The 23,663-nt window shown below is 62.9% G+C and carries 20 protein-coding genes and 1 tRNA gene; 9 read left to right on the top strand and 12 right to left on the bottom strand.

All coding sequences use genetic code 11. The features are described 5' to 3' along the window. The first annotated feature begins 100 nt into the window (after positions 1-100). Both OO12_RS01350 and OO12_RS01345 read left to right on the top strand, forming a co-directional pair. Positions 101-682 carry an RNA polymerase sigma factor gene (locus tag OO12_RS01350; protein ID WP_034156790.1) on the top strand — a complete coding sequence of 194 codons (582 nt, stop codon included), beginning with the start codon at positions 101-103 and terminating at the stop codon, positions 680-682. Next, positions 679-1,638, top strand: a complete 960-nt coding sequence (locus OO12_RS01345; protein ID WP_034156789.1) for a FecR family protein — start codon at positions 679-681, stop codon at positions 1,636-1,638. The genes OO12_RS01350 and OO12_RS01345 overlap by 4 nt, the downstream gene beginning before the upstream one ends. A gap of 182 nt (positions 1,639-1,820) precedes the next feature. Here OO12_RS01345 and OO12_RS01340 read toward each other — a convergent pair whose 3' ends face one another. Beyond that, positions 1,821-2,966 (bottom strand): SET domain-containing protein, encoded by a 1,146-nt coding sequence (locus tag OO12_RS01340; protein WP_034156788.1) that lies wholly within the window; start codon positions 2,964-2,966, stop codon positions 1,821-1,823. Between the two features lie 159 nt (positions 2,967-3,125). Next, positions 3,126-6,437 carry an autotransporter family protein gene (locus OO12_RS01335; RefSeq protein ID WP_052215389.1) on the bottom strand — a complete coding sequence of 1,104 codons (3,312 nt, stop codon included), beginning with the start codon at positions 6,435-6,437 and terminating at the stop codon, positions 3,126-3,128. Positions 6,438-6,819: 382 nt separating this feature from the next. On the opposite strand from OO12_RS01335, the gene OO12_RS01330 reads away from it, so the two are divergent. Beyond that, the gene (locus OO12_RS01330; RefSeq protein ID WP_034156787.1) at positions 6,820-8,007 is read left to right on the top strand and encodes a JmjC domain-containing protein; all 1,188 of its coding nucleotides are present in this window, start codon (positions 6,820-6,822) and stop codon (positions 8,005-8,007) included. Positions 8,008-8,095: 88 nt separating this feature from the next. Here the strand turns inward: OO12_RS01330 and OO12_RS01325 are convergent. Further along, positions 8,096-8,172 (bottom strand) — tRNA-Pro (locus OO12_RS01325). Positions 8,173-8,279: 107 nt separating this feature from the next. Next, on the bottom strand, positions 8,280-9,584 hold the full coding sequence (locus OO12_RS01320) for an FAD-dependent oxidoreductase (RefSeq protein ID WP_034156786.1): 1,305 nt from the start codon (positions 9,582-9,584) through the stop codon (positions 8,280-8,282). A gap of 174 nt (positions 9,585-9,758) precedes the next feature. On the opposite strand from OO12_RS01320, the gene epsC reads away from it, so the two are divergent. From epsC to OO12_RS01295, 5 genes are all read left to right on the top strand, one after another. After that, a complete protein-coding gene (gene epsC / locus OO12_RS01315; protein ID WP_082006262.1) occupies positions 9,759-10,718 on the top strand; it encodes a serine O-acetyltransferase EpsC in 960 nt (319 codons plus the stop codon). A gap of 78 nt (positions 10,719-10,796) precedes the next feature. Continuing rightward, a complete protein-coding gene (locus tag OO12_RS01310; protein WP_034156785.1) occupies positions 10,797-11,693 on the top strand; it encodes a TauD/TfdA dioxygenase family protein in 897 nt (298 codons plus the stop codon). A gap of 63 nt (positions 11,694-11,756) precedes the next feature. After that, positions 11,757-12,320: a nicotinamide riboside transporter PnuC gene (gene pnuC, locus OO12_RS01305; protein ID WP_034156784.1), complete on the top strand. Its 564-nt coding sequence runs from the start codon at positions 11,757-11,759 to the stop codon at positions 12,318-12,320. Beyond that, positions 12,317-12,850: an AAA family ATPase gene (locus OO12_RS01300; protein ID WP_034156783.1), complete on the top strand. Its 534-nt coding sequence runs from the start codon at positions 12,317-12,319 to the stop codon at positions 12,848-12,850. The genes pnuC and OO12_RS01300 overlap by 4 nt, the downstream gene beginning before the upstream one ends. 42 nt (positions 12,851-12,892) lie before the next feature. Continuing rightward, positions 12,893-13,378 carry a cupin domain-containing protein gene (locus OO12_RS01295; RefSeq protein WP_034156782.1) on the top strand — a complete coding sequence of 162 codons (486 nt, stop codon included), beginning with the start codon at positions 12,893-12,895 and terminating at the stop codon, positions 13,376-13,378. A 243-nt stretch (positions 13,379-13,621) separates the two neighbouring features. Here the strand turns inward: OO12_RS01295 and OO12_RS01290 are convergent, their stop codons facing one another. Together OO12_RS01290 and OO12_RS01285 are read right to left on the bottom strand one after the other, a co-directional pair. Then, positions 13,622-14,164 (bottom strand): peroxiredoxin, encoded by a 543-nt coding sequence (locus tag OO12_RS01290; RefSeq protein ID WP_034156781.1) that lies wholly within the window; start codon positions 14,162-14,164, stop codon positions 13,622-13,624. Positions 14,165-14,318: 154 nt separating this feature from the next. Beyond that, positions 14,319-15,335: a CsgG/HfaB family protein gene (locus OO12_RS01285; protein ID WP_235364636.1), complete on the bottom strand. Its 1,017-nt coding sequence runs from the start codon at positions 15,333-15,335 to the stop codon at positions 14,319-14,321. Between the two features lie 144 nt (positions 15,336-15,479). Here OO12_RS01285 and lepA point away from each other — a divergent pair, with 144 nt between their 5' ends. Next, the gene (gene lepA, locus OO12_RS01280) at positions 15,480-17,288 is read left to right on the top strand and encodes a translation elongation factor 4 (protein WP_034156780.1); all 1,809 of its coding nucleotides are present in this window, start codon (positions 15,480-15,482) and stop codon (positions 17,286-17,288) included. Positions 17,289-17,712: 424 nt separating this feature from the next. Here lepA and OO12_RS01275 read toward each other — a convergent pair whose 3' ends face one another. The 6 genes from OO12_RS01275 to folD form a co-directional block, all read right to left on the bottom strand. Then, a complete protein-coding gene (locus OO12_RS01275; RefSeq protein WP_034156779.1) occupies positions 17,713-17,895 on the bottom strand; it encodes a hypothetical protein in 183 nt (60 codons plus the stop codon). 184 nt (positions 17,896-18,079) lie between these two features. Further along, the gene (locus OO12_RS01265; RefSeq protein ID WP_034156777.1) at positions 18,080-18,937 is read right to left on the bottom strand and encodes a PPC domain-containing protein; all 858 of its coding nucleotides are present in this window, start codon (positions 18,935-18,937) and stop codon (positions 18,080-18,082) included. Positions 18,938-20,042: 1,105 nt separating this feature from the next. Continuing rightward, complete coding sequence (locus OO12_RS01255; RefSeq protein WP_152616198.1) at positions 20,043-21,428, bottom strand: hypothetical protein; 1,386 nt, start codon at positions 21,426-21,428, stop codon at positions 20,043-20,045. Positions 21,429-21,730: 302 nt separating this feature from the next. Then, entirely contained in the window at positions 21,731-22,042 is a 312-nt protein-coding gene (locus OO12_RS27825; RefSeq protein ID WP_152616197.1) for a hypothetical protein, read from the bottom strand. A gap of 124 nt (positions 22,043-22,166) precedes the next feature. After that, positions 22,167-22,619, bottom strand: a complete 453-nt coding sequence (locus tag OO12_RS01250) for a DUF7684 family protein (RefSeq protein ID WP_052215387.1) — start codon at positions 22,617-22,619, stop codon at positions 22,167-22,169. A gap of 154 nt (positions 22,620-22,773) precedes the next feature. Then, positions 22,774-23,658: a bifunctional methylenetetrahydrofolate dehydrogenase/methenyltetrahydrofolate cyclohydrolase FolD gene (gene folD / locus OO12_RS01245; RefSeq protein ID WP_443024532.1), complete on the bottom strand. Its 885-nt coding sequence runs from the start codon at positions 23,656-23,658 to the stop codon at positions 22,774-22,776. Between the last annotated feature and the right edge of the window lie 5 nt (positions 23,659-23,663).

The following is a 23,663-nucleotide window of genomic DNA, read 5'->3' as shown; positions in this document are numbered from 1 at the left end:
AAGGCACCGTGACAATGGCGCGAACGATTTGCGCACGGAAAATCCGCCGCCGATCGTCTAGCATGTCAAGCCCTGCCGGAGCGTGGGGGACGGGAGAGATATGCGGCGAACCGAAGCGCGGCAGCAACTGGTACGGTGGGTGGCACGAGAGATCATGCCGCACGAACCGCTGGTGCGCGCCTGGCTCGCCCGGTCGATGGTCTCTCGCGAGGATAGTGATGATCTTATTCAGGACGCCTATTGCCGCATCGCCGAGTTGGAGCGGTTCGAGCACATCGATCGGCCTGCCGCCTTTTTCTTCAGCGTGGTGCGCAACCTGTTCCTCACCCAGCTGCGGCGTGCGCGCGTGGTGAGGATCGAAAGCGCGGCCGAGATCGAGACGCTGGCGGGTGCCGACGATCTGCCTTCGCCTGAGCGGATCGCGGGCGATCGACGCGAATATGCCCGCGTACGTGACTCGATCGACCGGTTGCCCGAACGGTGCCGGCGGATCTTCGAACTGCGCAAGATCGAAGGCGTGTCGCAGCGGGAGATCGCCGACCGCCTGGGCATTGCCGAAACGATCGTCGAAAATGAGGGCGCGCGCGGACTCCGGCTGGTGCTTGAGGCGATGCGCGCGCAGGGCGGCGGGATCGCGGAACATTATGCGCAGATCCGCGCCGGCAAGGCGAACCGGCGATGACGCGCGAGACCGCGAGCGAACGGGAGGCGGAGGCCGCACGCTGGGCGATGCGGCTCGATGCGGCGTGCACTCCTGCGATGGAGGCCGAGCTTGCCGAATGGCTGGCGGGTGACGATCGCCGCAAGGGGGCGCTGCTTCAGGCGGAAGCCGCGCTGGCATTGGTCGGCGAGGCGCTGAGACATGAGCATGACGATGGGGTGGAGGCACCACCGCCTGCCGCGTCGATTCTGACGCGCCGCCGCCTGATCGGGGCCGCGGCCGCCGCGCTTGCAGCATCGGTCGCAGGCGGAGTCCTGCTGTATCGGCCGGGCGAGACCTATCGCACGGCATTGGGCGAAGTACGGCGCGTGCCGCTTGCCGATGGTTCGATCGCGGTGGTCAACACGCAGAGCGCGGTCGATGTGACGATCGGCAACCAAGCGCGAACCATCCGCCTGGAACAAGGCGAGGCCTGGTTTCAGGTCGCACACGACAAGGCGCGGCCGTTCACGGTCGAAGCCGGTCCGGCGCGCGTCCGTGCGGTCGGTACGGCCTTCTCGGTGCGGCGCTTTGGCAATGGCTCGGAAATATTGGTGAATGAGGGAGTGGTCGAAGTCTGGCTTGCCGATGCCGAGCGCCGCCCGGTCCGGCTATCGGCAGGGAAACGCGCGTTCCTGGCGGATGATATCCGCACGCCGATCGCTGTCGGCATGACCGAAGTCGAACGCGGTCTGGCCTGGCGGTCGGGCAAGATCGACCTTGCCGGCGAGCCGCTCTCCTATGCCGTTGCCGAGTTCAACCGCTATAACGACCGCAAGCTGGTCATCGCCGATCCGGTGCTGGCCGGCGAGCGCTTTTATGGCGTGTTCCGCGTCGACGATCCCGAGGGCTTTGCCGTCACCGTGCACGACAGCCTGAAAGCCCCCGTGACCTTGTCGGACAGGGCCGAGATCCGGATCGGTGTTTCGGCGCCGTAACCGTCGGCTGCGCCGGGCATCGAGCGTAAGATCAGAGCCCTCCGGGCCGAGTGGGTCGACGCATCGTTCTTCCCGTTTCCGGGTTGTTCAGTGAAAGAACAGCCCTTCGGCAAGCACGGCGCGCGCGGCGGGCTCAGTTCAGGGAGCGGGCTGGTACCGATTCAGCTCAGCTGAAAATGACTCTAGGCCGCGCGCTCGCGCCGGGGCGTGACCTCGTCCTTGCGCCGGAGGTAGGGCGCGACCAGGTTGCGGGCGCGGAACCATTCCTGCCGCTCCTCGCTCAGCGTCTCGAAATTGCCGATCACGCGGCGGCAGTCGTCGCTGCGGCACTGGCAGATCATGTGCCAGTTCGATTCCTTCAACGTGGTCGAATAATCCCAGGCGATCTCCTCGCCCGGCGCGATCGGACGGATCGCGACCAGGAACACGCCGTCGCTGGCGAAGCGCAGGCCCGCATTCGGGCTGCAGCTGTGATTGATCAGATCGTCGATTCGCCCCGATGGGCCCATATAATGTTGCGGCGTGACCTGGACGAAGCGGTCGTTCGATCCGCGCATCAGGCTTGGCACCTTGTCGGCGCGTATGCGGCGGCCGGTGAAGCGGATGATCGTGTCGCCCTCGGCAAAGCCCTCGGCGGCATAGACCGCCTTGCCGAGATGCGTCTCGCCGACCGCGAACAGATTGGCGGCGGGACGATAGGCGTCGAGCACGTAGAAGCGGCCATTGCGAAAGCCGAGCGAGCGCAGCGGGTTGATCGTCGCCAGTCCGACCATGAACCAGATGCTGGCATGGCACAGCAATTCGACGAAGATATAGGCATATTCGCCGACCACCTGGCCTTCAACCCGGGTTGCGACGAGCAAGGTGGCGAGGTCGCCCAGCGTCCATAGCCCCCAGGCCGGCGAGCGTTCGCGGTTGCGGTCCTGCCACGCGCTTTGCCAGGTCGGCCAGAAGCTGATCGGCACCGCGATCACCACCAGCATATGCGCCCAGAAGGCGTTCTGGAACGCGAACCACAGGATCAGCGAGGCGAGGCACGAGGCCATGCAGAAGATCTCGCTTTGCGACGGCGCCTCCCAGCTCGATCGGCGCCATACGCCAAGCGTGATTGCCACACAGGCAATGGCGGAAATGCCGAAAATCCAGGTCTGCGGCGCGCCCGAATTGACCGCGGCATAGGTGCCGGCCTCGACAGCGGTCGCCGCGCTCCAGATCAGCCAGGAGGCGCGGTTCGGCTGCACCAGCTGACGCCTGATCCCCGTCAGATAGACGCCATAACCCGCCAGGCTGCAAATGATCGCGATGATGAGCCAGGGTTCGATGAGCATATGTCCGCTGACCAATATGGTTAAGCGGCGTTTACCGGGATCGGCGACTCTCGTCTATCGAAAACCCAGGAGTCACCACGAGTCGCGGCGAATTCTCCAGGCAAGTAAAAGGGCCGCCCTCCCGAAGGAAGGCGGCCCGATCTCGCAATCTTGCAGCGATCAGAAGCGCAATTTGATCGATGCGCGGTAGCTCTGGTTGGCGACGTCGCTGCGGGCGAGCGTCGTGTCGGCGCCGACCGAGAACTCCACCTTGTCGGTGCCGATCGCGATGCCGCCGCCGATCTCGGCCCAGTCATTGTCCTCGCCGGTTATTGCGAACAACGCGTTGGGGCCGAGGCCGCCGACGAAGTTCGCGCCGAACGCCGCAGGCTGATTGGCGAAATCATGGACATAATAGGCCGACAGATAAGGGCGGATCTTGCCCGTGCCGCTGGCGGTCAGGCCGGCGCGTGCCTGCAGGCTGTCGAGATTTTCCCGATCATAGACGAGAGCGGGACCGCCGCCGGTTTCCGCGACCCGGTCGAACGCGATCCGGCTGGCGCGGAGCGAGACGCGCGGGCCAACCTTGATCTGGCCGAGATCGAAATTCTTGCCGAGACCGATTTCGGCCGACAATGCCAGCGACTGATCCTTCGCCTGAAGCTGATAGGTCGTGGCGAGGATCGACGCGGTCCGGTCGGTCCGCGTCGCGAACAGGCCGGCGCTTGCCACTGCATCGAGCACGATGCCGTTGGCGCTTTCGAGTTTGCCGTAGATCGTGCCCTGATAGAGCGCACCCCGCGCCTTTTGCGAGGCGATCGCGGTGTCGCCGTCGATCTTCGTATAGGAGAAAGCGAAGCCGGCGACGGCATGTTCGCTGACTTCGGTTTCCAGGCCGGCGGCGACATAATAGCCATCGAACTGGTTACGTCCGCCCAGCGGCACGGCGGTCGGCATCGGGCTGCTGTCGCCATTCAGATAGCCACCGGCGATGAAGCCGCTGACAGTCTCCGGCAGCTTGCCTTCTTGCAGTACCGTGTCGCCCGCATCGCTGCGCACTTCCGGCTGGCCGAGCATGCCGTTCATGCTGAGCGAGGCCAGTTTCAGCGGCTGGCCGACCAGCGCCAATGTACCACCGAGCTCCCCGGGCTGCAGCGAATTCAGGCGATCGCGATAGAAGCGCCCCATATTATCGACCGCAACGCTGCCGATCGAATAGTTCAGCGCTTCGACCCGTGGCGCGAGCCCTTCCAGCGCACCGCGGATCGTGCCGGCATTCTGCATATCAAGCGGGCTGTAGAGATCGACGAAAGTCTGGCCCGAACCGGCGCGGTTCTGATCCAGCAACTGAGCGTAGGCGCGCTGGATCGGCGACGCGGCCAGATCGGCATATTTACCGACATCGACCGACACGAGCACTGACGTGGGGGTGTAAGAGATGCGCGGTGCGCCAATGATCGCGCTGATCGGCGTGTTCGAGGTGGCGGCGAACCGGTTCGCGGTAAGGCCGCCCTCCGCCGTCAGGATCGTGTACACATCGGTCGACCGGATGACCGAATTAGGCGCGATCGCGAAGCCGACCTGGCCGCCAAGGTCGGCGATGCCGTTGGTCGGCGTGGTGCCGTTGAAGGTCGTCGCGACGACCGCGATCTTGTCCGACACCCCGTTCGACCCGAGATCGACGAAATAATGCGTGCCCGACGCAAGGATGAGGTTGCCGCCGAAGGTCAACGTACCGGTCGTACCGGTTGTCCCCGGCGCGAAAATGCCGGTCGCGCTGGTGAAATAGGGCGCGTTGAAGCGGCCTGTGCCGGTGACCCCGCCGCTGAGCAGGAAATAATCGCCGACCGAGGTGATCAGGCCATTATTGGTGACGAGACCGTCGAGCTGGTTGATGTTGATCAGGCTCTTCAGTGACCCGCCCGTGCCGACGTTCAGCTTGGCGGCGGCGCTGGTCATGGTGAAGCGGTCGATGGTTACCGCGCTATCCAGCGTGGTCGTGCCGGCCGCCGACAGGGTCACGTCGAAATAGCGCGCATTGGTGTGCGTTGCGGCGTTGGGGTCGATATTGTTGGGCACGAAATTGCTCGCACCGGGGAGGCCGTTGGCCAGAGTTGCGGCCGGCAATGGCGTTGTCGAGGTGCTGGGTGCGTTTGCGACGTCGACGCAGTCGGCGAGGAAGCAGATTTGGCCGAACTTACCCCCGGTGCCGTTGATGCCCTCGCCCGGGGTGGTCGGAATACCGTTCACCAGCTGACCATTGACCAGGACATTGTATGCCGGATCGATATTGGTGACCCAGTGCGTCGGATCGGTCCAGGCGCCGTCTCCAGCCTTGGCGCCGACATAGCGGTACGGGTTGCTGGCCGCGATATAGTCCCAGAACAGATAGAGCGGTTGATAGAAGGAGGTGGTGCCGTAGCTCCCGCCGGGCTGCGCGTTGAAATAGCGGCTGCCGCCGGACAGGACGGCGATCACCACTTGCTTGGCGAAAGCGCGATCGACGATCAGCGGCCCGCCCGAGTCGCCCGGCCCGGTCGTGCCTTCATTGGGAAGGGCGTCATCCTTGAAAGCGTTGAAATCGAAAGTGCCGGTCCGGCCGGGGCTGTCGAAATCGATCTGATAGAGATTCTGCGGCAGGCCGTTGGCCGAGCCGAACAGGAACAGATCGACATCGTCGAGCGAGCCCAGAAGGCCGACATAATTCTCCGCTACGCGACGGCGGAAATCGCCTTGTGTGGCGGAGCCGGTCGGGCCGACGCCAAAATTGCCGTAGCCGGTGACCGTGGTGTGGTAGCCGGTACCGGTGACATCGTCGATCGCACCAGGGGCGGGCAGGGCGGACAACAGGATTGCCCAGGTCGGCACATTCGCCGCCGGCGTGTCGAGCGATGCGAGTGCGACGTCGCCCTGGAGGAAATTATTGCCCTCGCCGAGCAACACGGAGTCCGGATTATACAGGATCTGGTTGACGTTATACATATAGTCGGCGACGCGGGTTTGATATGACGGGCCACCGGCAACGCCGTATAGCCATTTGCCGAACGCCGAATTACCCGCGACATTATTGTTGGCCTGGAACCCGAAGCCAATTGGCAGCTGACCTTCGCCGGTACCATAGCCCCAGGGGTTCATCGTGCCGCCATTGGGATTTTCATTCACGCAGTGCGCTGCGAAGAGCACTGTGCGTGGATTGATCAAGGTACCGGTGCACAGGCCGATTTGGCCGTTCTGCAGATCGATGATCATCTGACCGACGCCATTAACGCCGGTGTCACGCGCGCTGGTCGGCGTATTCGGTGGGGAAACGACAATGCTGGGCTCGTGAATTGCACCAACCGGCTGAGCCCCCTGTGCCTCGTTGATCATGCCGCTGGGTCTGACGTCCTGAGCATGAGCGGCAGCGCTCAGCACGAGCGACAAAGTGCCCGCCGAAGCGAGCAGCCACGAACGAACGCGTGCCGAACGCACGCCGATATTCGGCTGAATCATCTGGATAAATCCCCTTGACTGGAAACGGTGCCCCCGTTTCAACAGCGAGGCTATCGAGCAAAATGAGCAAGCTCAAGGACTTGATCGCACCACTTTCGTTGCATCTGGCATCCTGGATGGTTTATTTGCCGGTATGTTGCACAAGAGTGACAATCACCTGTGGTGAATCGCTTCTTTGCCAACAGAATCATTCACTTCGGGCCAATCTGCGCCAAAGGCCCGTGATGTTGACTCCGCAGGATGCCCGAGACTGTAGCGGCTGACGGCGGGCGGGATGGCGTGCGATAAGCTGCAGCGCGGATCGCGGCTCTGACGACGTGCACCAGATTCCGACGCCTGTTGCAGGATTGCCGCGCGGTCGGGCTTTGCGTTAGGGTTGGGCATGATTCTCGCGCAAGCCCGGGCACTGGTTCAGGCCGTCATCGATCCCTTGCCATTGACGGATTTCATGGCCGCGGTGGAAGCCAGCCGGGCGATGGACGTGCCGGGTGGGGCGGATCATCCGCGTGCGCTGCTCTTTGGCCGGGATCCGGGCCAGGTCGTGCTCGCTGCCCATGCCACGCACAGCGCGACGCTGGATTCTCACAGTCCCGCGCCGACCGGACCCAAGCCCGTTGCCGTGCAGTGTGTCGATCCCGGCGACTTCCGGGCGCTCATCGGGCGCTTTCACGACAATGGCTATACGGTGCGCGTGCCGGATGTCGTGCCGCTGTCGCCGCCCCTGCAATCCTTCGCGCGCGCACTGGAAGCGTTGTTGCACCAGCCAGTGACGGCGTCGCTGTTCTGGAGCGTCGATCGCGCGCGTGCGGTGGTGCATTATGATGAGAATGACATCATCGTGGTGCAGCTATCGGGCCGCAAGCGCTGGTGGATCTCCACCGAACCCGCCGAGCTTGACATTGGATGGAAGAAGCCCGGGCGGGGCGAGACCCAGTTGGGCGCGCACCGCGTGGTGGAGGTGGGGCCGGGCGACCTTCTCTATATTCCGCGCGGGACGCCGCATACGGTGGAATCGCTGTCCGATTCGCTGCATCTGTCGATCCTGTTCACGCCCCTGACGGTGCGCGAGGCGGTCATCGCCGCGCTCGATCATCTTGCCAACACGACATTGCCGCTGCGCCAGACGGCGCTGGCGACGAACCGCGGGTCAACGCCGGGCGATGAGGTTGCCGCATTCGATGCGCGGATCGTCGATGCGGTGGCGTTGCTGCTCGATCGGTGCCGTTCGGACACGTTCATCGCCACGGCATTGCAGAAGCGCGCGGCGCGGATGGTCGGCGCGCTGCCCGCGCTGGAGAAAATGGCGACCGGGGCGGTCACGCCGGCGACGATCGTCGAGCATGCGCCCTATGCGATCAACGCCATGCTGGCCACGCCGGGCTGGATCGACTGGGCCCAGCCGGGCGGACACATCCATATTCACCGCGGCGTGGAGGAGGGGCTGCGCTTCATGGCGGAGACGGCGTCCTTCCGCGTCGGCGATATTCCGGGCGATGGCATCGGCGACGCGGTTCGTGTGGCACTGGCCGAGCGTTTCCTGGCGAGCGGGTTCCTCCGGATCGCGCATTAGGTTCAGGGCAGGGCGCGTCGGGATAAGGTCGGTAGTCGGCGGGCCAGGCGCAGGATGCGCTCCGGTCTGTCGCTCGACATCGCTGCAATGGTCGGGGCGATAGGATTCGAACCTACGACCCCTGGACCCCGAGACCAGTGCGCTACCAGACTGCGCCACGCCCCGACACATTGCAGGGTGCTGCGCCTAGCGGGCGCGCACAGCGCTATCAAGGCAAAAATGGTCGGACGGCCTGTTGCCGCACGATTTTCGCCACGCGCCGGGGCGGGAGTTCAGGACACGCCGTTTCGCGCGGCCATCATCGCATCGACACGAACGAATTTCTCGCGCGGGGCGCCGTCGCGGGCCGCGGCGACTTCCGCCGCTTCGATTTTCTGCCAGTCGCGGAACGTCACCACCTCCACCCCGCGCTCGGCCAGCAGCGCATCGAGGCCAGCGCGGCCGGTCTTGCCGCTGGTACCGGGCAGGTCGGCGGCGATGTTCTCGGCGGCGAGGAAGCCGTCGGGGCGGTTGGTGCCGATCGTGCCGGTCGGTCCGCGCCGCGCCCAGCCGACCGCATACAGGCCGGGCGCGATGCGGCCTTCGTCATTGGCGAAGCGACCGAGCTTTTCGTCATAGGGCACGCCCTCGATCGGCGGGGTGCGGTAGCCGATGCAGCTGACCACCAGACTGGCGGGAATGGCATAGGTCTCACCCGTGCCCGAGGCGCGGCCTTCCGCGTCGAGCGCGGTACGTTCGACGATGACTCGCTCGGCCTTGCCATCGCCCTCGATACGCACCGGCATGGCGAAGAAGTCGAACACGATGTTGATCGGCTTGCTTTGCGGATGGGCGGCGAAGTCGCGCAGATGCGTGACCGATTTGCGCTGGCCCGGGTCAAGCGCGGCATCATCCTCGACGGGCGGGAAATCGGCCGGATCGACATGCGGCGCGGCGCGCGACAGATGACCGAGTTCACCCAGTTCCTTGGGCGTCATGGCGATCTGATGCGGTCCACGCCGGCCAAGCAAGGTCACGGTGTCGAGCCGCGCCCCGCCCAGTTCGCCCAGCGCATGTTCGACGATGTCGGAGCCGATGAATTCGTCGCCGGTCTTGGCAAGGATGCGCGCGACGTCGAGCGCGACATTGCCATTGCCGACCACCACGGCGCCCGGGCCATGCAGCGGCGGGGCGAGGCGCGCGAAATCGGGATGACCGTTATACCAGCCGACAAAGGCGGCGGATCCGATCACGCCGGGCAGGTCGTCGCCCGGCACGCCGAGCCGCCGGTCGGACGGCGCGCCGGTCGCCAGCACGACCGCGTCGTACAGGCCGCGTAACTCCTCAATGCTGACATCGCTGCCGACGCTGACATTGCCGACGAAGCGCACCGTATCGGACAGGGCGACCGCTTCGTAGCGGCGCGACACGCCCTTGATCGATTGATGATCGGGCGCGACGCCGGTGCGGATCAGGCCATAGGGAACGGGCAGACGGTCGATGATGTCGACGCGCACATCCGCGCCGAAAGTCTTCTGGCAGCCCTCTGCGGTGTAATAGCCGGCCGGACCCGAACCGATGATCGCGATATGATGCACGTGACGCCGCTCCTCGCTTTTGCCCGATGCTAAGGCGGAAGTGCAGCCGGGGGAAGGTATCAATGCGCTCGGAAAGATCAGCTTGCCGCAACGAAAGTTTAGCCCGGTTGAAATCATATCAAATAAGTAGAGATTTGGCATCGACGCTCGATCGGGAGCGTCGTGGGAGTGTGTATGCCAGTACCCGAACTGATCCGCGAACAAGCCCGGGGCGTCGACGCGATCCAGCCGATCGTTGCCGGACTGCGCGCCGCGCGCGATGATTGGCGCACCGCCCATCAGCGCTATGCCGCGGCGGGGACGGGGCGCTTTCCCGGGCGCACCGCGGTCGGATTCATGCTCGAACATCTCGAGGCCGCGCTGTTCCCATTGCGGCTGGGGCATTATGAAGGGACGACCGAGGATCTGTTCGTCGCGCTGCGGCTCGAACAGGCGCTGGCGATCCTGCGCAGCGAAGTCGATCGCGAGCTGCGCTATTGGGAAGCGGAGAGCGCCGACCGCTTCGATGCCGAGCATGGCGAAACCATCGTGCGGCTGTTCGGCGCGGCACTGCCCGAAGTCCGCCGCCTGATCGACAGCGACATCGCCGCCGCGTTCCAGGGCGATCCCGCCGCGCGCAGCGTCGATGAAATCCTCATCTGCTACCCCTGCGCGCTCGCCGTGATGTATCACCGCCTGGCGCATCAGCTTTATGCGCTTGGTGCGCCTTTGGTCGCACGCGTGATTTCGGAGATCGCCAATACGCGGACCGGTATCGACATCCATCCCGGCGCGACGATCGGCCCGAGCTTCTTCATCGACCATGGCACCGGTGTAGTGATCGGCGAGACCGCGATCATTGGCGCGCGCGTGCGGCTCTATCAGCATGTCACGCTCGGCGCGCGGCGTTTGCCGGCCGAGGGCGGCGACACGGTGCGCGAACGTTTCGCGCGTCATCCGATCGTCGAGGATGATGTCGTCGTCTATGCCGGCGCGACCATTCTCGGTCGGGTGACGATCGGCGCGGGATCGACGATCGGCGGCAATGTGTGGGTCACCGACGATGTGCCGCCGGGCAGCCTGGTGATGCAGCCGCCCGCCTTGCTGTTCCGCGCCGGACAGCCGCGCCTGCCGCTGTTTCCCGGCGACGATTGAGCGGGCGATCGACGCCGTGATCGACGCGATTGACGAGAAGGCCCGCAGGCCCGACATTCCATCCAGAGGAGAGAGAATATGGCAACAGCCCTGAAGCTTGAATCCGACCTGATCGATCGCGCCGCGGCGCGCGGGATCAGGATCGAGCCCGCCACATTGACGCTGGGCGCGGAAGTGTCGGGGATCGATCTCGACCAATTCCTCTCCGACACTGATGGCGAGATCATCCGCGATGCCTGGCTGCGCTACAAGGTGATCTTCTTCCGTGGTCAGGACATTGGTTATGACAGCCATCTCCGGCTTGGCCGGCTGTTCGGTGAGCTGGAAGGACATCCGGTGCTTCCGCATGTCGAGGGCTATCCCGAAGTGCTGCAGATCAGGGGCGTCGAGGGGGTGAATTTGACCCCCGACACGTTCGAGGGGTTCAAGGCGTTCAACAAATGGCACACCGATATGTCGTTCCGGGTGAAGCCGTCGATCGCCTCGGTGCTGCGCGCGCGCCTGATTCCGCCGGTCGGCGGCGACACGATCTGGGCCGACACCGCCGCCGCCTATCGCGGATTGCCCGACGCGGTGAAGGAGCGCATCGACGGGCTCGATGCCGAGCATGACATCGTGCGCAGCTTCGGGCCGCGCGTGACCGACGAAAAGCGCGCGCAGCTGGCGCGCGACCTGCCGCCCGCGACGCATCCGGTGGTGCGCGTCCATCCCGAGACGGGTGAGAAGATTCTCTATGTCAATCACACCTTCACGACGCGGATCCTGGGCATTCCCGAAGAGGACAGCGACGCGCTGCTGAAATTGCTGTTCGACCGCATCAAGGTGCCCGAATATCAGGTCCGCTTCCGCTGGAGCGACAATGCGATCGGCATCTGGGACAATCGCTCGACCCAGCATTATGCGGTCGGCGATTACTGGCCGGCCGACCGCGCGCTGGAACGCGTGACGGTGGCGGGAGATGTGGTGACGCGCTGATCGGGCAACGCGGCGTCGCGTTGCATCTCGACCATCGCGCGACATCGCTCTATCGCTTGGCCGATGTCCCTCATCGAGGCGCTTGCCTCCCTCCTCATCGTCATCAATGTCGCGCTGGTCGCGCGCCGCAGCATCTGGAACTATGCGTTCGCGATTGCCGGGGTGCTGCTCTACGCATGGATATTCTTCCACGCGAAGCTGTACAGCGATGCGCTGCTGCAGGGCTTTTTCCTGGTCATCAATCTTTATGGCTGGCGGCATTGGTCGCAATCGGTCGCGCATGAGGGCGATGTCCGGGTCGAGCGGATGCCGCCGGCGGATCGCTGGGTCTGGGTCGGCGGCATCGCGGCGGCGACGGCGGGCTGGGGCTGGCTGATGCACCGCTTCACGGACGCGTCCTTGCCCTGGCTCGACGCCGGCGTGGCGATGACCAGCATCGCCGCACAGATCCTGTTGTCGCGACAGAAGATCGAGAACTGGCTGTTGTGGATCGCAGTCGATGTGGTCGCGATCGGCATGTACGCGGTGAAGGATTTATGGGTGGCCTGTGCGCTGTATCTCGTGCTGCTGGGCGTCTCGACCTGGGGCCTGATCGACTGGCGCCGCGCGGAGCGGAAGGCGGCATGACGCGGCGGATCTGCCTGCACGGCCCGGAAAGCACCGGCAAGTCGACGCTCGCGCCGCGGCTTGCCCGACATCTCGGCGGGGCGGTGGTCGATGAATATGGCCGCACCTTTGCCGAAGCGCATGGCGTGGATTTCACCATGGCCGACCTGGTCACGATCGCGCAGACGCATGACCGGCTCACCCAGGCCATGAGCGGTATCGATCCGCTGATCCTCGACACCGATCCGTTGATGAGCGCGGTCTGGGCGGACATGCTGTTCGGCCGGCGCGATCCGTGGTTCGATGCCTGGACCGGCACCGCCGACCTTTATCTGCTGTTCGACATCGACTTGCCGTGGATCGAGGACGGCACGCGCATGTTCGGATCGGTAGCGCAGCGGCAGCGTTTCTTCGATCTGTCGCGCGCCGAACTCGAACGGCGCGGCGTGCCCTGGGCGCTGGTGTGGGGTGAGGGCGAGGCGCGGTTCGACTGCGCACTCGCCGCGATCGAGGCCGCGGGATTGATCGCGCCGCCGGGGCTAATATTGTAGTCATCCTGTTGCCAGCGTGCGCACAGCGACCGGGAGAGACTTATGGTGAAGCCCGTCATGAATCTCGATGAGGTCGAGTTTGACGACGTCGAAGAGAATGGCCTCTACACATCGAGCCGCGCGACGATCAGCGATCATATCGGCGCGAGGAACCTGGGATATAATCTGACTGTCCTGCCGCCCGGCAAGATTCAGTGCCCGTTCCACAGCCATCACGGCGAGGAGGAGATGTTCTTCATCCTGGAAGGCGAGGGCGAGCTCCGCTTTGGCGCGGCGCGGTATCCGCTCCGTGCGCACGATGTCATTGCTTGCCCGACCGGTGGTGCGGAAGTCGCGCATCAGATCATCAATACCGGCACGACGGTGATGCGGTACCTGTCGCTGTCGACATTGGTCCCGGTCGAGGCGTGCGAATATCCGGATTCGGGCAAGGTGCTGGTGGTTGCGGGTAACCGTGGAGAGCGGGCATTGCGCAAGATGTTCCGGGCCGAAGACACCGTCGAATATTACGACCGCGAGCCGGGTTGAATCGGGTGGTCTGAGGACTGGATTGGTTGAAGCAGGTCCGTCCCCGTCATCCCCGCGAACGAGCACCGGGTCGGATCGTCCCCCGGACGATCCTTGAACATGCGGGGCACGCTCAACCCGGTACTGATCCCGCTTCTTCTTCTTCTGAGTGCGGGGCTAGGCAGCGGGATCCCCGCTTTCGCGGGGATGACGGCGGTTCGGCAATCAGACGTTATTCGCGCCCATCATCGCGACCGCTCGCCCCTAGCGCTTCTTCGCTGCTTTCCACGCCTTCACGGCATCGAGCGTGCCCTGGACATGGCCGGCCGGGTTCATCTGCGACAGAGTGTAGAGCACCGTGCCATTGGGCGCGATGACATAGGAGGTGCGGTTGGTCATGGTCGCGCCGGCCTTGAGCGGCACGTCATAGCCGGTGATGGTCGCAGGCGTCGCGACGCCGACGGGAAATTTGTTGCGGCACGCCTCGACCGAGAATTTGGCGAGCTTGTCGATTGGGTCGGCGGACAGGCCGATCAGCGTCGCGCCATTTTGTTCGAACTCGGCGGCGGCTTCGGCGAATTCATGCGTTTCGATCGTGCAGCCCTGCGTGAAGGCGGCGGGGAAGAAATAGATCACCACCGGGCCCTTTTTCAGCGCCTTGGCCATCACGAAATCGAACGGCTTGCCCCCAAGCGCGGCCTTGGTGGTGATGACCGGCGCTTTGGCGCCGACCGAGAGCGCGGCACTGGCCGGTTGAGTCAGCATCGCGGCGGCGGAAAGGGCAAGGAAAGTGGCGACTGGTTTCATGATGGCGGCTCCGACGGCGGGGATGGCGCCAGCCTAGGCCTGTCTCCGCCCCGTGTCGATGTACGGTTCTGGTCGATGCACACCCGAATATGTGCGGTATGTGCCGCCGCCCGAAACCTTTCCGGGCGGCGGCGATAGGCATTGGGTCAGGCGATCAGCAAACGCCGCGCGACCGGTCACGCGTGTTGCAGTCAGGGAGCTGGCTCGGCGCCAGCTTCGAGTTCAGCACCCAGCCGACATTGTCATTCTCGTCGGCGACTTCCCACCACAGCCCGTTCTGGGCGCCGGTCGGATAGACGATCGAGCCGGGCGGCAAGGAGCGGACCAGCGCACCCTTGGCATTGGCGGTGCGGCGCATGACGACCGGACCCTGTGTGGTGAAGGTCTTTTGCGGCGCGGCCTGTGCCGTGCCTTCGTCGCCCGGCGTGATATAGCCGAGGCTGGTGACCATCTTGGTATAGGCCTGGATGAACGACAGCGTCACGATGCGGCCGATATCAGTGCTCTCATAACCGCCGCCGATGCCGCCCACGCCGACACCGCCGCCGCCGAACACGCCGCCGATCGCGAAGCTGGTATCCTTCTTGGCGGCATAGCCGTCTTCGACTGCGATCGTTTCGGTGGTGCGGACATTGGTCAGCGACAGCACGGTGTTCGCTTCGAGCTTGCGCGACTTGATGCCGCCGAGCAGGCCGCCGATCGGACCGCCGAGAATCGCGCCTGCGGCCCCGGCCACGCCATTGCCGCTGACATTGCCGTTGGCGCCCTGGATTTCAGCGACGAGCACATAGTCGGCCGCCTTGATCTGGCCCTGGCCGACATTCGACCGGCGCTGCAGGCCGAGGTCGCTGCCGATATTGCGTTCGCTCTGCGCGGCCTTCAGCCCGGTGCCGCGATCGACGATGTTGAAGCAGCCCGAACGTTGCACCAGCACGCGCAGCAGCTTTTGCGGCGGGGCAAGATTATTCTGCGTCCAGCCCGAGGGATCGTCGCCATCCGCGATCGACACGGTGCCGTGCTTGCGTGGGCAACGCGGGACGTCGCTCATGGCGGCCTGCTGCAATTGCTGGCCATTCGACGCCTTGGCCTGTTTCGGTTCCTTGCCGGCAAGTGCCGGCGTTGTGGTAATCAGCAGCATCGCTGCCCCGGCGAGCATAATTTTTCTAGCCATGTGGCATTCCCTTTTACAAAAAATGATTCGCGCCCTTGAATATCTCGTCGCACCATTGGCGAAAAACCGCAATTGCCTCTTGGTTGCCATGTCACCGCGCGATGCTATGGCAAGCCACGCCCTGCACGACATCCAGAGAAAACAGTGACCCCGCTCGACAAGATCCGCAATTTTTCGATCATCGCCCATATCGATCATGGTAAATCGACGCTCGCCGACCGTCTGATCCAGGTCACCGGCGGGCTGACCGCGCGCGAGATGTCCGAGCAAGTTCTTGATAACATGGATATCGAGAAAGAGCGCGGGATCACCATCAAGGCGCAGACGGTGCGCCTGAGTTACAAGGCGCATGACGGCGAGACCTATACGCTCAACCTGATGGACACGCCTGGGCATGTCGACTTCGCGTACGAGGTCTCGCGCAGCCTGGCTGCATGCGAGGGCGCGCTGCTGGTGGTCGACGCCGCACAGGGCGTCGAAGCGCAGACACTCGCCAATGTCTATCAGTCGATCGAGCATGATCATGAGATCGTGCCCGTGATCAACAAGATCGACCTGCCCGCCGCCGACGCGGAAAAGGTGCGGGCCGAGATTGAGGAAGTGATCGGGCTCGACGCGTCCAATGCGGTGCTGACCAGCGCCAAGTCGGGCATCGGCATCGAGGAAGTGCTGGAGGCGATCGTCACGCGCATTCCGCCGCCCAAGGGCGACGCCGATGCGCCGCTGAAGGCGATGCTGGTCGACAGCTGGTACGACCCGTATCTCGGCGTCGTCATCCTGGTCCGCGTGATGGCCGGCACCCTGAAAAAGGGTCAGCAGATCAAGTTCATGGCGACCGGCACGACGCATCTGGTCGACCGGGTCGGCTGTTTCCGGCCCAAGATCGAACAGCTCACTGAGCTTGGCGTGGGCGAGATCGGCTTCATCACCGCGCAGATCAAGGAAGTGGCGCAGACCGCGGTCGGCGACACCATCACTGATGCCAAGCGCCCGGCGACCGAGGCGCTGCCCGGCTTCAAGCTGGTCCAGCCAGTGGTGTTCTGCGGCCTGTTCCCGGTCGATGCGGCGGATTTCGAGAAATTGCGCGAGTCGATCGGCAAGCTTCGGCTGAACGACGCCAGCTTCACGTTCGAGATGGAATCGAGTGCCGCGCTTGGCTTCGGCTTCCGCTGCGGTTTCCTTGGCCTGCTGCATCTGGAGATCATCCAGGAGCGGCTGACGCGCGAATATGATCTCGACCTGATCACCACTGCGCCGTCGGTGGTCTATGAGATCGAGCTGACGCATGGCGGCGGGCATCTTGAGCTGCACAATCCGGCCGACATGCCCGATCCCAACAAGATCGCGCTGATTTCCGAGCCGTGGATCGAGGCGGTGATTTACTGCCCCGACGAATATCTCGGCCCGATCCTGAAGCTGTGCCAGGACCGGCGCGGCATCCAGAAGAACCTGACCTATGTCGCGGGCCGCGCGCAGGTGACCTATGAATTGCCGCTCAACGAAGTGGTGTTCGATTTCTACGACCGGCTGAAGAGCATCAGCCGGGGTTATGCCAGCTTCGATTATCACCAGATCGGCTATCGCGAGGGCGACCTGGTCAAGATGAGCATCCTGGTCAATGCCGAGCCGGTCGATGCGCTGAGCATGATCGTGCATCGCGGGACCGCCGAAGCGCGCGGGCGCGGCATGTGCGAGCGGTTGAAGGATTTGATCCCGCGCCATTTGTTCAAGATCCCGATCCAGGCCGCGATCGGCGGCAAGGTGATCGCGCGCGAGACGATCGCGGCGATGCGCAAGGACGTGACCGCCAAGTGTTACGGCGGCGATATCAGCCGCAAGAAGAAGCTGCTCGACAAGCAGAAAGAGGGCAAGAAGCGGATGCGCGAATATGGCTCGGTGAGTATTCCGCAAGAGGCGTTCATTGCCGCGCTTCGCATGGGGGATGATAACTGAGGTCGTCCCGACGTTCGCGTTGGTGGAGTAGGAAGAGGGTTCACGCGGAGGCGCGGAGAGTCTATCGGGCGCGGTCATCGCGCTGCGATAACTTGCCTGCTCGCGGATCGGTTGTTCTTCACAGGTTGACCGTGCCACCGAGCGCATCATCTCCGCGCCTCCGCGCCTCCGCGCCTCCGCGCCTCCGCGCCTCCGCGCCTCCGCGCCTCCGCGCCTCCGCGCCTCCGCGCCTCCGCGCCTCCGCGCCTCCGCGTCTCCGCGTGAGCCATAACCTTCTCGAGTGCTTCCCCGGCGAAGGGCGAATTGCAGATCGGCGCGGATAACATGTGATCGGGCCATTCCCGTCATCCCCGCTTTCGCGGGGATGACGGAGGGAAGTCGATCCAAGGTCATCTGATTTCAGGACCGAGAAACCGGCATCGGATCAGTCGCCGTTCCCGGGCCGCATCGCGCGATAGGTGCGTTCCCATTCCTCTTCCTCTGTGAGTTGGCGCAAGGTGGGATGACAGGCCAGCCACATCAGGGCTTCACGCGGCATGACCGGCGTAGCAAAGGTCAGCGCCAGCGCATCGGCATCGTCGGGCGAAGCGAGGCCGCGCGCTTTCATATGCTGTTTCTTCTCAAGCAGGATTATGGGGACACGATACTAATTTATTCCCATTGTGCCTCCGCGATCCCCGAAATGGTTTTTGAGCCTGCCCTTGGCTGTGGGGGGGGCGGAGATAAGTATTGTGTCCCCAAAATTCTGTGTCGCGAGATCACCGCGCAGACGCCATTGCCCGCTCTACGGATCAGGGCTGCTGCCCGACGCGCAATTGATAGCGTCCGGTGCTGCGATCGCCGGTCGAACCTGACGCGCGCACGATATAGTCGCCGCTTTCTTCGGGGATGAAGACAAGGAACGCGTTCATCTTGCCGCCATTGTCATCGTCGCCGGCAATCGGGTCACTGCCTTGGCGTTTGTCCGCCGGATAGACCTGCAACAGCGGATCGAGGTCGTCGTCCTCATGGTCCATCGAGATCAGGACCTGCTTGCCGCCCTCGAAGTGGAACACATAGTCGTCAACATGGCGACCGTTTATCTCGGCATCGGTCTGCGTCAGCGCGCCGGCATATTGTTTGAAGACGAGCGTGCTGCTCCCGGTTGGGTTTGGTCGCAACAAGGGCGGCAGGGGGAGAAGGTCGCGCACCTTCACTACATAAGCGCCCTTGTTCTCGCCGACGGCGGACACGCGCACGCGGTATGTCCCGCTTCGCGCGGGCGTGAACTCGATATAGGCGTTGGTCCCCTCACCGCTATCGTCGTCCTTTGCGATTTCCTCGTCATTATCGTCGGCGAAGGAAAGGCGCATCTTGGGGTCGAAATCTTCGGACGCCGCGCTGAACGCATAACGCTTGCCCGCCTCCAGCGACATGGTGCGGACCTGGTAGGGGCTGCCGTCGTCCCGCGGGCTCTTGCTGTCCAGTTGCCCCGGAAATTCCCGTTCGTTGTTCCCGCTCGGCTGCGCCAGCGCCGGCGTCCCGATCATCGCTGCGGCCGCAGCCATGGTCAGCCAATTCATTTTCATCCGCGACGTCTTGATCATGGCGTTCCCGTTCACCTTCAGCTCAACAGGCCAGGGCAGGTTCGAGACCGAGCCTCCGGCCATATGCCTGGCGGCGCTAGCGAGGTCCGATGCATCTGACAATCCGAGAGCAGGGCGTCGGTCATGTCGCGCATTGGCGACGTGTCGCCGAATTCCCGCTTAAGAACATTTTGGGGACACAATAGTAATTTATTTCCATCGTGTCTCCGCGATCCCCAAAGTTGTTTTTGAGCTCGCCCTTGGTCGTGGGGTGGAGATAAGTATTGTGTCCCCAAAATTTGTGCGCTGCCACGAATTTCCCGAATAAGCGATTGCACCAGTTCAGTTGCAGATACTATTTAACAATAGTCAAAACTATGCTTTCATGTCGCTGCGTGTCGGTCATTCGAACAGTTTCGGCCGATAGCCAGGGACTGTGATCGACGGGAGATGATTAATGAAGATCGCAAGGTCCCGTCCGTCCTTGCATGTCTCGGCATGGCCGGCCCGCGTCAGTAAACTGTCATCGGCATAGCAAAAAATGGAGAGGAAACAGGCATGAGAACCATCTTTAAATGCATCGTTGCGCTTGCTTGCCTTGGTACGGCCGGAGCCGCGATGGCAAATCCGATCGCATCGCCGGGGCTTGGCCAGGCAGTTAACGTGACCGGGACATTCGCCGTGTTTACCGGTCCTCCGGTCTGTACCCTTTCGATGTCCGGAACTGTAACAACTGTAGGAACAGCGACCATTCCCGGTGTTGTCACATTCACGTCCGGCTCAACCTCCGGGCCGCCGGGATGTGTCAGCTCAGGATTCACGACTGCCGTACTGACCACAACAAGTATAACTCAATTGGTCATCACCGGAGGTCCAATCGTTCCAACCCCGATTGGTGCAGGGGCCATTTTTTCGTATGGAACCGAGACCTACAATAATGTGACCGGGGTGATAACGTCTTCGAGCTTCCTGTATCCAGGAACATTCCAGACGGTGTCGAGCCAATTGGTCATCGGGTAAAACGCCGAGCTGCGATGACGGTTGGGGTCTGCTCAAGGCGCCCGACCGATCATCGCGCTCAACGAAGCGGCGTGCCCGGAGGCGCGTTTGACCGGGTTCCGGGAGGCGTCGGCAGCGGGCCGGGGCCGCATACGGGCCGCGCCACCGAATGCCGGCACGCTTGCCCCAATCAACAGGCTCGCTTGCCGTCGGCAACGCATCGGTTGCGCCAGCTCTCCCACGCCGCGTCGTCGATGCCGGCCTTGCCGGCGACAGCCTGAAGCTCAGCCCAGCTGCGCAGGCCGGGCGTAGCGAGAAGGCCGCGCATGAATGCCCGCATCTTCGCTTCGCCGACCTGTTTTTCGAGCGCAAGCAGCAGAAGCGGCCCATAATCATATCGGTAGATATCGTCGATCGCGGATCGATCCGCGATCCTGTCGAACGCGGCAAAAGGCTCTTTGCGCTTTTCGACCTTCGCGACCCAGCCGGCGACGCGCTGATCGGCCGCGGCATCGCCGTTGATCGCCCGCAAGGCCTTTTGCGCGAGGAATTCGGCGGTCGATTCCCACATGAAGCCGTAATACGGACCCTCGACCGGGATCGCGAGCGTGCCGAAATAATAATGGCCCATCTCATGGGCGATATAGCCGGTCTTATTGTCCACCGCGTCGCCGCCGGTCAGCAATATCTGGCCGATCTTGCCGACCGAGCCGCTCATGCCGATCGTCGGCCATGCGGCGAAGCCCCATTCCGATCCCTTTCGATCGCGATCGACCTGATTGATCATCACGACACGCAGGAAAGTCGGGCGCACGCTGACCGCCTGTCCCATATAGCCGCGGTAATAGGCATCGATCTTGCCGACCATGTTCGACAGGGCGTCGGCCTGTGCGGTCGGCACCGCCTCGTTGAGGATCGTGACGTTCGCGGTTCTGGTGATCGGTCCGGTGCCGCCGAAGAAAAGGTCGGGTCGTGCGGTGGCGCTGAACTTGCCGTGATCGCCTTCGATCACCGGGCTGCCGCTCATGTAGAGATAGCGGCATCCCGCACAGTAGATATCCAGATCATAGGCGGCATTGTTGCCGCCACGCGCTTTCGCCTTGTCGTCATAGGGCGTGGGGACCCAGGCCGATTGTTCAGTGAAGCGGGCGCTGTCGCCGTTGAACGCCATGACGCCCTTGAAATCGTCGGGCGCATCATGCGCCGGATAGACGGGATAGGCGCCGACATAGCGGACGCAGAGAGTCGGCGGTGCCTCGGACAGCGTGTAAATGCGTGCTTCGCCGCTGACCCCGGGATTGAACCAGCCATGGAATGCCAGCGGCTTGCCGTCGCCGTCAGTCACTTTGGCGACGTTCAGCCCGGCATTCAGCGCAAAAGCGCCGGCAAATTCCGCCGGCCGGTTCGAGACGCAGACTTGCCCTTCCACCCTGCCGGTCGCGAGATTCAGGCGTAGCGTGCCCATGGTTTTCACGACCCCGGCGGCATCACCCGGTTGAGCCCCGGTGGCGTTTGCCGGCGCGGGGGGCAGCATGCAGATCAATGCCGTGAGTGCCGTCGCGGTTTTGAGGCTCACTCATACACTCCTGTCGGTCGATCGAATGACGGTAACGTTGCGTCATTGAGGTCGCCTTTTCCTGCCGGAACGGAGTCGCCGGGCGGGGGCTCCAGGCGGAGAAATGCCCGATATCGATTTACGCGGGATTAGATGTCGGAGACAAGAATTACGGTGATTACAAGGACAGTTTAAGCTCTGTGCCGGATTCTGCGTCTCGCCGCGGCCGGCGTACGACTGATGCGTGTATCAATCCGGCAATCCATTCCGCACTACTGAACGCAAATGAGATTCAGAAGTTAAGCAAGCCGTCACCGGAATTATTACGGAAATCCTCCTCTTTCCTTCAGTCGATCGAAGAATTTCTCCATGGCTTCTGAATCATGTTCGATCATGCTAATCAGCAAATCGTTATCAAAAGCGGCGATATCGACAAATGCCTCCTCGGCGGCTCCGTGTGTTGTGGGAACAAACCATTCAGCATCATTGTCGACGATGGAGCATTCGTGCTCCAATATCACATTTAACCCTCCATATCCTTCGTAGGGAATGACAAGATAATTAGTCACACCATTCAATTTATAGTGTGCAACTACTCTTGCATTATTTTCTCCATATATAGTGTCTATTTTCATGTGATTCTCGAATAAATTTTTTGTAAAATCAAGAATTTACATTAACTAAGCCGTCATCGGAATTCCACTGGCGCTGGGCGCAGCATGCAGATCAATGCCGTGAGTGCTGCCGTCGTTTTGAAACTCACTCATTCGCTCCCGTCGGTCGCTTCATTCCATATTGGCAGATCGATACTGTTCCCAAAAGGGCGTCGCTGCGTTCGCAAGGCGCTATGTGCACGATGAGTGTGTGCCCGAGTTCGACGGTTGGATGCTCTGCGCAAATTCCTGCGAACCAGAACGTTTCCGACAGTGGCTCCTTTTCATGCCATGTCGTCATGATGAACCTGTCATCGGGTATCGTCCCGTCCTCGAACTCCCCGATATTGGCGTTATCCATGCTGTCATGCCACGCCTCGCAAGCATTGCCCCATGCACAAAGATAGAGGCAATTGCTGCGGACAAGCCATCCGCTCACGTCGTCGCGCCAGCCGTCATTGGCCGCATCCTCAGCGACAATAATCGCCTTGAACGGCGGGAGCGAAAGCTGGGGAGGGGGAGCGCCGCTGATCAGATGGACATAGCTGGTTGCGGTCATCGGGCGATCATAGCGCACGCTTCAAGGTTGTCATCCCGGGGCCGTTATCCAGCATTTTGGCACTGCGGGAAGCGGCGTGAGACTGACGGTATCAGTGATCGCTCGCCTCCCAATGTAGATTGAATCAAAAGTTCATCCTGCCGACGCGGCACGGTTACCAGAGCGGCGGGACGGGCAGGGCGCTGCGGTGATGCGCGATGACCAGCGTGTTGTGCATCAAGGTCATGATGGTCATTGGGCCCACCCCGCCGGGCACCGGTGTGATCGCCCCGGCGATCGTCACGGCCGAGTCAAAATCGACATCGCCGAGAAGTTTCCGCTTACCGTCACGGATCACCCGGGTCGTCCCCACGTCAATCACCGCCGCTCCGGGCTTGATCCAGTCTCCCTTGATCATTTCCGCCTGGCCGGACGCCGCCACGACAATGTCGGCCAGCCGAACCTTTTCGGAGAGGTTCCGTGTTCGGGAATGCGCTATCGTCACGGTGCAATTCGCGTTCAGCAGCAGTTGGGCCATCGGCTTGCCCACCAGTATCGAGCGACCAACGACGATGGCATCGAGGCCGGAGAGATCGCCGAGTTCGTTCTTGAGCAGCATCAGGCAGCCAAGCGGTGTGCACGACACCGGCCCGGCAATTCCCGCAGCGAGCCGGCCCGCGCTTTGCGGGTGAAGGCCATCGACATCCTTTGCCGGATCGATCGCCGCGACAATGGCCAGTTCATCGAGATGCCCGGGGAGCGGGAGCTGGACCAGAATGCCGTCCACCAGATCATTGGCGTTCAGTGCCGCGACGATGTTCAGCAGTTCCTCCTGCCGGATCGTCGCCGGAAGGATATGCTCGAAGCTTGTCATGCCAAGCTCGACGGTTTTGCGTCCCTTGTTGCGGACATAAATCTCGCTTGCGGGATCGCTGCCGACCAACACGACCGCCAGGCCGGGTGCGCGACCCGTGCGGGCTTTGAAGGCTGGAACTGCCGCCGCGATCCTGTCCGCAAGGCTTTCGGCATAGGCTTTACCGTCGATTATCGTCGCGCTCACACTGG

It is taken from the genome of Sphingomonas sp. ERG5 (assembly GCF_000803065.1).
Taxonomy (GTDB): Bacteria; Pseudomonadota; Alphaproteobacteria; order Sphingomonadales; family Sphingomonadaceae; genus Sphingomonas.
Note: the sequence above shows the minus strand (reverse complement) of the source record. Positions and strands in the feature narration are given on the sequence as shown.

Bases quoted from the DNA above. Each gene is read 5' to 3' on its own strand.
- OO12_RS01350 (WP_034156790.1), top strand. From the start codon at position 101: ATGCGGCGAACCGAAGCGCGGCAGCAACTGGTACGGTGGGTGGCACGA.
- OO12_RS01345 (WP_034156789.1), top strand. From the start codon at position 679: ATGACGCGCGAGACCGCGAGCGAACGGGAGGCGGAGGCCGCACGCTGG.
- OO12_RS01340 (WP_034156788.1), bottom strand. From the start codon at position 2,966: ATGCTCATCGAACCCTGGCTCATCATCGCGATCATTTGCAGCCTGGCG.
- OO12_RS01335 (WP_052215389.1), bottom strand. From the start codon at position 6,437: ATGATTCAGCCGAATATCGGCGTGCGTTCGGCACGCGTTCGTTCGTGG.
- OO12_RS01330 (WP_034156787.1), top strand. From the start codon at position 6,820: ATGATTCTCGCGCAAGCCCGGGCACTGGTTCAGGCCGTCATCGATCCC.
- epsC (WP_082006262.1), top strand. From the start codon at position 9,759: ATGCCAGTACCCGAACTGATCCGCGAACAAGCCCGGGGCGTCGACGCG.
- OO12_RS01310 (WP_034156785.1), top strand. From the start codon at position 10,797: ATGGCAACAGCCCTGAAGCTTGAATCCGACCTGATCGATCGCGCCGCG.
- pnuC (WP_034156784.1), top strand. From the start codon at position 11,757: ATGTCCCTCATCGAGGCGCTTGCCTCCCTCCTCATCGTCATCAATGTC.
- OO12_RS01300 (WP_034156783.1), top strand. From the start codon at position 12,317: ATGACGCGGCGGATCTGCCTGCACGGCCCGGAAAGCACCGGCAAGTCG.
- OO12_RS01295 (WP_034156782.1), top strand. From the start codon at position 12,893: ATGGTGAAGCCCGTCATGAATCTCGATGAGGTCGAGTTTGACGACGTC.
- OO12_RS01290 (WP_034156781.1), bottom strand. From the start codon at position 14,164: ATGAAACCAGTCGCCACTTTCCTTGCCCTTTCCGCCGCCGCGATGCTG.
- OO12_RS01285 (WP_235364636.1), bottom strand. From the start codon at position 15,335: ATGGCTAGAAAAATTATGCTCGCCGGGGCAGCGATGCTGCTGATTACC.
- OO12_RS01275 (WP_034156779.1), bottom strand. From the start codon at position 17,895: ATGAAAGCGCGCGGCCTCGCTTCGCCCGACGATGCCGATGCGCTGGCG.
- OO12_RS01265 (WP_034156777.1), bottom strand. From the start codon at position 18,937: ATGGCCGGAGGCTCGGTCTCGAACCTGCCCTGGCCTGTTGAGCTGAAG.
- OO12_RS27825 (WP_152616197.1), bottom strand. From the start codon at position 22,042: ATGAAAATAGACACTATATATGGAGAAAATAATGCAAGAGTAGTTGCA.
- OO12_RS01250 (WP_052215387.1), bottom strand. From the start codon at position 22,619: ATGACCGCAACCAGCTATGTCCATCTGATCAGCGGCGCTCCCCCTCCC.